The organism is Ruegeria sp. BHSA163 (assembly GCF_059613365.1).
This window is the reverse complement of the sequence record NZ_JBXWSJ010000005.1, coordinates 128,778-138,933: the sequence shown is the minus strand read 5'-3', so window position 1 is coordinate 138,933 and position 10,156 is coordinate 128,778. Positions and strand designations below refer to the sequence as shown.

Annotated in this window: 9 protein-coding genes; 5 read left to right on the top strand and 4 right to left on the bottom strand. The window is 52.0% G+C overall.

All coding sequences use genetic code 11. The annotated features are described in order from the left end of the window. The first annotated feature begins 368 nt into the window (after positions 1–368). From AC2FNV_RS04490 to AC2FNV_RS04470, 5 genes are all read left to right on the top strand, one after another. Positions 369–629, top strand: coding sequence for a hypothetical protein (locus AC2FNV_RS04490; RefSeq protein WP_170481788.1), 261 nt, complete (start codon positions 369–371; stop codon positions 627–629). Positions 630–904: 275 nt separating this feature from the next. Further along, the gene (locus AC2FNV_RS04485) at positions 905–2,209 is read left to right on the top strand and encodes a ferredoxin reductase family protein (protein WP_170607599.1); all 1,305 of its coding nucleotides are present in this window, start codon (positions 905–907) and stop codon (positions 2,207–2,209) included. 491 nt (positions 2,210–2,700) lie between these two features. Further along, positions 2,701–3,420, top strand: coding sequence for a phytoene desaturase family protein (locus tag AC2FNV_RS04480; protein WP_170610975.1), 720 nt, complete (start codon positions 2,701–2,703; stop codon positions 3,418–3,420). Between the two features lie 607 nt (positions 3,421–4,027). Further along, the gene (locus AC2FNV_RS04475) at positions 4,028–5,695 is read left to right on the top strand and encodes an adenylate/guanylate cyclase domain-containing protein (protein ID WP_170607595.1); all 1,668 of its coding nucleotides are present in this window, start codon (positions 4,028–4,030) and stop codon (positions 5,693–5,695) included. Between the two features lie 261 nt (positions 5,696–5,956). Then, the gene (locus tag AC2FNV_RS04470; protein ID WP_254444618.1) at positions 5,957–6,778 is read left to right on the top strand and encodes a CIA30 family protein; all 822 of its coding nucleotides are present in this window, start codon (positions 5,957–5,959) and stop codon (positions 6,776–6,778) included. 462 nt (positions 6,779–7,240) lie between these two features. Here the strand turns inward: AC2FNV_RS04470 and AC2FNV_RS04465 are convergent, their stop codons facing one another. The 4 genes from AC2FNV_RS04465 to AC2FNV_RS04450 form a co-directional block, all read right to left on the bottom strand. Beyond that, the gene (locus AC2FNV_RS04465) at positions 7,241–7,897 is read right to left on the bottom strand and encodes a DUF924 family protein (RefSeq protein WP_170607589.1); all 657 of its coding nucleotides are present in this window, start codon (positions 7,895–7,897) and stop codon (positions 7,241–7,243) included. Between the two features lie 209 nt (positions 7,898–8,106). Next, on the bottom strand, positions 8,107–8,979 hold the full coding sequence (locus AC2FNV_RS04460; protein WP_170607587.1) for an NAD(P)-dependent oxidoreductase: 873 nt from the start codon (positions 8,977–8,979) through the stop codon (positions 8,107–8,109). Positions 8,980–8,992: 13 nt separating this feature from the next. Continuing rightward, positions 8,993–9,955: a 2-hydroxyacid dehydrogenase gene (locus tag AC2FNV_RS04455; protein ID WP_367648194.1), complete on the bottom strand. Its 963-nt coding sequence runs from the start codon at positions 9,953–9,955 to the stop codon at positions 8,993–8,995. Between the two features lie 4 nt (positions 9,956–9,959). Next, positions 9,960–10,154 carry a hypothetical protein gene (locus AC2FNV_RS04450; RefSeq protein ID WP_170474589.1) on the bottom strand — a complete coding sequence of 65 codons (195 nt, stop codon included), beginning with the start codon at positions 10,152–10,154 and terminating at the stop codon, positions 9,960–9,962. Positions 10,155–10,156: the final 2 nt, after the last annotated feature.

The window sequence follows — 10,156 nt, the reverse complement described above, 5'->3', positions numbered from 1 at the left end:
AAGGCCGATCGTGGTAACTTGCATGGGGTGACTCCTCTCTCGCAGATAACGACACCTGCACTATGGCGCATCGCGACGCCGATGGAGCAGGAGCCATCCACCCCATCTGCATAGCGGTCATTCAGTGCCGATGCTAAGAACGTTTGTTTTTGTGGGCCAAACCGACATTCGCCGGTCCAAAATCCGCTACTACCAGCCACCGATAAATGCTTCGACGATCGAAACGAAATCAAATTCTGCAATCGAGGCACTAACTTGGATCAGAGTGTGTTAAAAGTGATTAGCCACAAGCGTTATTAGCTAAGGTCAACTCCAATTTGTCCGTGCTTAGGCCGGTGATCAACTAGGAAAAGGGATGGAACAAGAAAATGAACCTTGAGAAACTTTCGAGTCGTGTAACTCAGGAACTCGACGAAGCCCTCGCGAACGACTTTCCCAAGGAAAGGCGTGAAGAAATCCTAGAAATCGTCCGGCGAGCAATGCTCGACTCCGCTGATCGAACACACCGAGAGATGAAAGATACGGCCGTCGTGTGCTGCGGTCCCGAGGCTGATCTGGCACACAAAATACAAGAGCAAATGGCGAAAAAGCGCGATATGCTGATCGCCAACCTGACTGCCATGCGGTAGTCAATTGCGGTAACTGATGGCCAGCCCATCGTTTCGGAACAGAGAAAAAGGTCCCGCCAGCGGTCATCCCTCACGAATTGGTCTTTTCAGAAGAACTCGGCTTGGGCCAGGGGATGCTCTCCTTGATCCCCATCAAGGCTGACCCGTGAAAAAGGTTGGATTATGACTCGTACAAGTATTTTTTCGAATTCACATTCGTTCAATTTTCTATGGGAGATCAGTGACACTGAAAAAATTCAATTGCATTGGTCAACGGAGTTATTCGGAAATCTCATGTGAAACCCATTTTTCTGATCATCGGTTACGCAATCACGGTCGTGCTTCCTCTGATACTTTCATGGATATTTGGTGGACCGCCGCGTCCATTTCACCAAGAGCTTGCTTCGGGGTTCGGTATGCTTGCCTTTTCGATAATCCTCGTCGAGTTCGTTCTTTCCGGGCGCTTTAAGATCATTTCGAACGGATTGGGTATGGATGTGACAATGCGGGCGCATCAGCTTCTGGCGCGGACAGCGCTTGCTTTCGCCTTCATACACCCATTTCTTTATGGAGGTACACCGTCCGGCGGTCCGCGACCCTGGGATCCCACGCGCCAACTGACGATTACAACAGAGTTTGCATATCTTTCGACCGGCATTGCCGCGTTCTTACTTTTGTTTTGCCTCGTGTTTCTTGCGATAGGGCGGAAGAAGTTGGATTTTAAGTATGAGACATGGCGCCTAATTCATGGATTGGGCGCACTTATGATTGCGGTACTTCTGTTACATCACACAGTCTATGCTGGTCGTTATGGATCTCAGCCCGAATTGACTTGGTTCTGGCTTGTAATGACCGGGGCTGCGCTTGGTTCCCTTCTATATATTTATCTGGCGGTTCCGCTGCGTGACATGGGGCGAGTATGGCGTGTCAAGTCTGTAACCAGCCTGACTCCCAATCAGTGGGAGATCACAGTGGCACCTCAGAACCACTCTGGCCTCGAATACAAGGCTGGACAGTTTGTTTGGCTAAATGTCGGACATGGTCCCTTTTCAATCAATGAAAACCCTTTTTCAATTTGTTCGGCGCCGGCCAATGGTCCGAGTATTTCCTTCATGATTAAGGAGCTGGGGGATTTTAGCCGAGCGGTAGGTGGGACAAAACTGGAAACTGTCGCATATATTGACGGGCCCTATGGCAGCCTATCCATCGACGATCGCGACGAGCCGGGGGTCGCGTTGATCGCAGGTGGCGTCGGTGTTGCGCCGCTGTTGGGTATACTGCGGGAGATGCGAGCAAGTGGTGATCCGCGCCAGGTGAAAATGGTTTATGGAAACAAACGGTTCGACCAAATCGCCTGGCGCGATGAGTTGGGTAAAGAGGATATTACCTATGTCCTGTCGGAACCGCCTGAGGGCTGGGAAGGAGAGGAAGGTCTGATCGATGCTGAAATTATAGATCGTGTATTTTCGCTGGATCAGTTCCGTTCCTGGGTTTTCGTCCTGTGCGGTCCGTCTAATATGATGGAAACCATCGAGGACCATCTCATAAAGAAGGGCACCCCTTGGCACCGAATTCTTTCAGAGCGTTTTGACTATGATTAATCTTATTGGGAATTTGAGTTCCAAGAGGCGAGTGTTGATCGTAATTACGGTGGTCAACCTATTCTTCTTACTTGTTTTGTTGGCCTTCGTGCTTCGCTAAACAAATAAGTCAAATTGGTTGACTGTCTTAAATTCCTGCGGCCGCGCCAGCGGACTCCGTAGTTTGCATCAAAGAGGTTTTTCAGATTTAATCGGGCTCATTATTAGCTCTCAGAGGATTTGTCAGAATAACTTTGCTTGGGCGGGACACCCAAAGTTGGGTTTCAATATGAAAGAAATTCCTTCAGAAGTTTACGCGAGCTAAAAAAACAACTCCAACGACGCAACTTTCCAGAAGTTTCGTCGCGGAGCTGGCTTGGCTTGATCCCCGGGGACCACCATCACCAAGGCAGGCGGTGAAGTTCGCGCCGGTACCTGCGTGATGGAACTGCTTTTTGACGGAGAGACGGTGGCGGGTGTTCGTACCGAAGATGGGGCCGAGTTACACGCCAATGCGGTCATTTCCGACATCGGTGCGCGCGAGCGCCAATGACACACTCCTGCCTGACAAAAAAGGACCAGCCGACTGGAAAGCTGATATTCGCGGATTGCCGGCCAGCATCGCACATTTCAACGTATTTCTTGGACTTGAAGGCGATATCGAGGCCGCTGGCGCCACGAAAGCCAACCACTGGTTCTTTCCTAGAGGTGAAACAGACGTTCTCTGGATGGACGCACCGGACGCCCCGCCGCCGCACATGACGGTGTCTTTTGGTTCACTAAAAAACGCAGCCCATGATCCTGGACCTCGGCAAAAACACACCGCGCAACTTTTGCGCTGGGAGGATTGGTCCATTGTGGCAGATTGGGCCGTCCATCCTGAGGGAGCCGGCGGTGACGACTATACCGAATTCAAACGCCGCACCGAAGCAACCATGATGGCAATGTTTAAAGAGCGATTTCCGGAACTTGCCAAGCACGTTGTGTACAAGAACCTCGCCGCGCCGCTCTCGACCGTGTCTTTCACGGGGCATAATCATGGGGCATTCTACGGCCTTGATGTCACGCCGGAACGCGTCATGTGCGATGCTTTGCGGGCAAAAACACCGATCCCTGGCCTTTATCTTGCGGGCCAAGACGTTGCGAGCCCAGGTATCCCCGGTGCACTTTGGGCAGGCGTGCTTGTGGCTGCTTCTGTAGATTCGGGCGTATTTCGCATAATTCGCGGATAGTGCGGCACGAAACGTACTTCGCTCGTGTCGCTTGCGTCGGCTTCGTCCACAGAGCAGTCGTTCGTACCAACTGCGGCGAATGTCTGCTTCGAGCCCGAAGCTGAAGCTTGATCAATGCTTCGTCGCCGTAGTGCAGCGAACGGCTGTTTTGAGCCCCGAAGCCGTTAGTCTTGCCTGCGGCGACCAACGTTGAGTTTGGCGACTAAGGCCCTCTTCACCTATTTTCTCCGCGAGCAAACCAAAATAGACCCGCCAACCGAACGGGTCGACGGGCCACGGGTTCTGAAATGGGTCCACTCACGGACCACCCGAGTCTACAGAGGTTTGCGAAGCTTTTGTGACGAAGTTCAACGCGTGGGCGAAGTTGCGGACCTTTCTGTCATGTTGCTGAAATTTTGATCTCCAACTGCCCAAGAGGGCGAAAGCCTTCGGCTATGACCAAAATCTGCAACGCGGAAATTGGTGAAAAGCTCTTCGATGGACTATTCCGGCCCCGCAGCAAGCTTGTCGTTTAGAGCAGTTTAAGTTGCAGTGCCAAACTCATGCCTTTGCGGTTTCGCCCACACATGCAAGAATATTCGCGGAAAGGGTCTCTCGGGGTTTCACCATGAGAAAAGGGCGAGCGGCAATCGTAGCAATCGACGTCGTTGGCTATAGTGCCATGGTGGGAGCCGATGAACATGTTGCTCTCAACCGGGTGCGATCCTGGCAGGAGACGTTGCTTCGACCAATCGTTCGGCGGCATCATGGGCGCATTTTCAAGACAATGGGCGATGGTTTCCTCGTCGAATTTCCGTTGGGAGAAAAAGCTGTCCGGTGTGCGCAAGAATTGCAGCTTGCGACGCAATCAATTGAAACCCAAGAACATAGCAAAAGGCCTTTGAACATTCGCGTCGGCATCAACGAGGGCGATTTGTACTACCAAGATGATGACGTTCTCGGAGATTGCGTGAACGTTGCTGCGCGGTTGGAAGGCATGGCTACCCCTGGCGGCATTCTTGCATCAGATGAGGTATTTGCGGGGCTGGATGACGAGCTCACTGAAGTCTTTCATGACAACGGTAATCGAAAATTCAAAAATATCCCTCGACCAATTCGTGTTTGGTCCTGGCCGCAAAAGCTGCCACCCCTTCGAGAGGCGACCAAGCCACGGGTATTTGTCGAAGGATTTTCTTCCCGAAGCGCTGATGAAGAAGACGTTGCCGACGTGCTGGCAACCGAGGTGCAGCGGCACTTAGGGCAGCTGACCGGCCTAGAAGTTGTCCAAAACCCAGACGCTGGACACTACGTAGTCAATGGAAGCGCGCGCCAATCAAAAAGTCGTATGCGAGTTGGCGTGCAATTGATTGGAGCTGACGATGGTCGCCAAATTTGGGCAGAACGATATGACCTGGACAGCGTCGACCCATTTGACATTGCAGATTTATGTGCACCTCGACTTGTAATGAGCATTCGAAGACGCGTAGCGGCGGATGACGCACGACGTCTGAGAGACAAGTCGCTTGATGAGTTGTCCTTTGAAGACCTCCTTGCACTTGCTGGCGCAAGCTTTTTTAATCCAACCTTTGAAGGATGGCACGGCGCAGGTTTGATCGCGGAACACGCGCTCGCAATAGAACCAAATGCATTTATGGCGTTGGCAATGGCAGCGGCTGGTCTTGGTTTAGCCAATCCGTTCTACGGTGTGGAACCTATTCCACATGATGTATTGATGAAGGCACTTGGACGCATTACCGCGGCGATCCGAGCCAATAACAGATCAGACATGTTGCACAGTGCTCATGCAGGCTTATTGCTGCATGGACATGGTCGCTCTGCAGAAGCATTGACGGCCGTTAACCATGCTCTGGACGTCAACCCTGACTACAACATGGGGCTATGGACACGGGGCTCTATAGAGATTTTTTCTGGTGATGCAGAGCAGGGAATATCTAGCACACTTCGCGCAATAGAAGTGGCAGCTGACGATCCGTACGTACATCTCTACAATCGAACCGTGGGTCACGGTCATCTTTGCGCCAGACGCCCAGATGACGCCTTGGAGTGGTTTCGCAAGGCAGACCAGCTCGCGCCTGAGCTGCCGCCAAATCTACTTGGCCTCACAATCTGTACTCACCTGATCGGCAACAGGGAAGAAGCTAAGGCTCTCAGCGAGGCGCTCATACGCAACTGTCCAACGTTTCGTTTGAGCTTGGTTCGAGCACTCCCGGTTTACGGAACGGATCTCTGGAAACCCATTTGGAATAGAATTGCGAAATTGGGGCTTCCAAACTGAGACCCGGATTATTGCGGGGTTCACTCGCTGCTTAGTTCGCCGGAGCCTCCGATTTCTGCCGGCAAATCTTTGAACTTCGGCAATCCATCTGCCATCGAGATCATCCTGGATTCACAATGAACGTGCATCGTTAGAGAGCAGAAAACACTTTCCGCGAGTGGCAATACTTATGATCGCCAATTTCGTTTGTTAACTGCGGCAGTAGATCCGAAGAGATACAGAATTGATCCAAAACCTGTCTTCAGGCGTAAAACTAATGTTATGAACATCCAAAAGGTCGTCATGCCACTCCGCTTCGTTTTAGCAGCAGCTGTAGGGTTAATTGATCAAAGTTTACGCCTTACTGCAATCTGTTCGGCTTGCCTTGGTGGTTATCATATATTTGATGTTCGTAATCACCGCCTTTGTTCAAATCGGTTTGTCGTCGGATCAGATAACGGCACTAAGTTTTTTTCAATGTTCGGTCTGGATCGCTTTCGCCTCTATTTTAAACCTGCCTTTCGCGACACTAAATTGGGAAAGTGCAAAATTCGTACTCTGTTAGTAGGGCCTCTCATGGGCATTCTTATACTGGGAACCGCAACGGCTGAGGCTGGCGAAACCCTCGCCGAGGACTTTTCCGGGTCTCCGGAAACCCGATGGGACTATGTGGCAGATAGTGTCATGGGGGGTGTTTCTTCTGGTCAGGTGTTCTTTTTAACTGAAGGCGACGTTGACTTCGCAAGGCTGACCGGAACTGTCAGCACGGAAAATAATGGAGGCTTTATTCAGTTCCGGCGCAAACTATCAGACCGGCCAACTTCGGATACCGCAGGCGTCAGAATCGTGGTGAGGGGCAACGGCGAGCAGTACTTTATTCACCTCAGGACAAAGGGCACAGTGTTGCCATGGCAATATTATGAGGCCGAGTTCAAAACCACGGAATCGTGGACGGAAATCTTACTGCCATTTTCGAGTTTTAAGGCATCGGGCGCCATGTTACGTTCAACGCCCACACCTACTGGGATTACTTCAATTGGAGTCGTAGCTTACGGCCGCGATCATCAAGCTCGTTTAGACGTCAGTAAAGTCAGCTTCTACTGAAGACATATGCACTTGTTGCTGGGGCCGCCGCAAAGGCCGAGTGGTGCACACTTGGCGCGGGATAAAGGACAGCCTCACTGGCCTATCAGAGACGAGTTCGAATTCGTCTGACAGCACCGCCATTTGGCCGAATAATTTAATAAAGAAGAAAAATTGATTGCGGCATTCTCAACTGCCAATCCATCTGCCTCACTTTAGATCTTACATCCATGGTTTATTCAGATCGGAATGTCCCTGATCTTATACTACGACGTTGATCTTCCATCGCTCTGATTATTGATGCCGTGCGAAGCGTCGGCTTGCCATAAAACTAGATTTACACATGAATAGATCTTTGGTTTCTCAATTTACTATTTGAACAGGGCTCCAGATTGGGCGCAGCGCGGACATTCACCGAACAACGCTCTATTTGTACTTAACGAAACGGCTGCGCTTGGCTTTACGTCGCTTCCATTTGATCGTTCAGGTGCTTCCCACCGTGTCCGACGCTTTTCGCTGGTGCGGAAATTCGCCGGCAGCAATGTAGACTTCTTCTGCGGCGGTAGACGTTCGACCAAGAACCGCGTTTCGGTGGGGATGTCTTCCGAAACGCTCAATCACGCCACGCACGGTTTTATTTTGCCCGTTAGCACCATCAGCCAGGGGCGCTAGAGCCTCCGGCCAAATCGGTTCCATTTCGTCTACTAGGCGGATGCACAAGTCCATCCGCTCCAAATGGTCGGGGCCTTCGCAATGGCCGATGGAGATGACGTAGAACATCCGTTCCCATGGTACCGGCAATGACTGGTAGTGCCCGTTGCCAATACCCTCCAAACATAGCCGGCAAGCCTTGATATCTTGGCCGAACGCACCGGGTGTATCCCGCCAGAGCGAGCGTGGAAACTGGTCTAGCACCAATATCAGAGCCATTCTGCCGCGAGGTGTCTCGGCCCACGCATCCAACTCTCCGCGAGCCCCGGCCTGGGTCAGATCGGCAAACTCGCTGCAGATTACGTTGTCCATGCCGCCCTGCATGCGTTCGTCCCAGAAATTGAGGTGTGCTTGGGCGCTGTTCCAATGCCCGGAATCGGGGAACCATAGGTCAAGCACCTGGGTTGCACGCGGGTCTAGATCGGCCATCTTGTCCTCCAGAAGATTGCCGTCCAAGTATGCCCGAATTTTTGCATCTGAAAAGAAAACTCCGAATTTCGAGCAGGAGAACTCAGGGCGAATGCATGTCTTCCTAAGTCAATGCCTAACCGCCCCCGCCAAATACGCTTCGGGAATTTACTGCTACAGACTGATGTAGCTAAGCATCACTACAATCAGCCGCTGAAAAAACTTGAAGTCTAATCAATTGCGCGAAGTCGCTTCAGCAACGAAGAGGTATCCCACCGACCGCCCCCGAGTTTCTGAACATCCTTGTAGAATTGATCGACAAGGGCGGTCACCGGCAAACTAGCACCGGTTTCGTTGGCTGTATCAAGGCAGATACCCAGATCCTTTCGCATCCAGTCCACGGCAAATCCGTGATCAAAATGATCGTCAAGCATGGTTTCGAACCTATTGACCATTTGCCAGCTTCCTGCGGCGCCTTGACTGATGACTTCAACTACCGAGCGTCCATCAAGGCCTGCCTTCTCTGCAAAATGCAAAGCTTCGCTCAGGCCTTGGACCAAACCAGCAATTGCAATCTGGTTGCTCATTTTGGTCAACTGACCCGCGCCACTCTCTCCAATTCGGCGGCAGATTTTCGAGTAAACTTTCATGATGGGTTCTGCGGCCGAGTACACGGATTGGTCTCCACCACACATAATGGAAAGAACCGCGTTCTCAGCACCCGCTTGCCCACCGGATATTGGCGCGTCTAGAAAGCCCACTCCTTGTTCTTTGGCAGCGGAATATAGCTCACGAGTCACCTTCGCGGAAACAGTAGTATGGTCAACGAGCGTTGCGTTTGCTGACATGCCTGCAAAAGCGCCCTCCGGGCCAATGCAAACACTGCGAAGGTCATCGTCATTTCCCACGCATGTCATTACGAAATCTGCACTCACTGCAGCCTCTCGCGGAGTATCGCGCATGCTGCCGCCATGTTCCGCGACCCATTCTTCAGCCTTTGTCGACGTACGGTTATAAACAGTTACATCGTACCCCGCCGCCTGGAGATGTCCGGCCATCGGATAGCCCATTACGCCAAGGCCAATAAACGCAAGTTTTGCCATTTGAATTTCCTTTTTAAAGTAGGTCCCGCGGCTTTTTGCCGGCAAAGAAAGCGTCTAGGTTGTCTAGTGCGCGAAAGCCCATAGCGTCCCGAGTTTTTGTAGTGGCACTACCGATATGGGGCAACATGAAGATGTTCTCGTGGTCTGCAAATTTCGGGTTTCCGCCGGGTTCGGTTTTGAAGCAATCAAGTCCCGCCGCGGCCAGTTTTTCACTTTTTATGGCTTGCAACAATGCGTCTTCATCAACAAGCGCGCCTCTGGCGGTATTGACCAGTATTGCTCCGTCTCGCATTGCCGCCATTCGTTCTGCGTTTATCAAATTCGTTGTATCTGAGGTCGCCGGGCAGTGGAGTGACAGGAAATCGGCTACGGGTAAAAGACTTTCAATGCTTTCGTGATACGTTGCGCCAAGTTCCTGATCAGGTGACAGCCGGGTTCGGTTGAAATAGTGGATATCCATATCAAATCCGCGCGCCTTTTCAGCAAAGGCCCGCCCCACTCGCCCCATCCCGACGATTCCAAGACGTGCACCCGTGACCTGCTTGCCGACCATGAAGGACGGACTCCAGCTATCCCATGCTCCGGTACGCATCAAGCGGTCGCCTCGGACGGCATGCCGCGCAGCCCCCAGCATAAGCAACATCGCTAGTTCAGCTGTCGCGTCCGAAAGAACATCAGGGGTGTTCGTCACCACAATACCTTTGGCAGCAAGGGCTTGCAGGTCGCAGTGATCCACACCAACAGAGTGGTTGGCAACGATTTTCAGACGCGGGTCAAGCCGCGATACAACGTCTGCTGAAAAATGTTCGGAATGGCATGGCATCATCGCGTCGACCTTTGCGCTCATAGCAATGATCTCATCGGGCGTGCCGGGCGTGTCGTCGTCGTTCAGAATAACTTCGTAGTCACGGCACGCACGCTCGACTGTCGCGTCAGAGACGCGCCGCGGCAGCCACAGGACGGGTTTCTCAGTCACGAAGTCAGTCCTTTTTGATGGCATCTTCCCAGAAGTTGTAAAGCGCAAGGGCAATCACAAAGATCGCGATGCACAAGAACGGGAAGCCGCCCCAAAATCCGGCAAACCCAGTCGAGATGCTGTGAGCAAGGCCCAGAACAAAGACCATCATCAGGCCGGTGCCAATAACTCCCATGAGAATGTTTGTCATTCGTGACATGC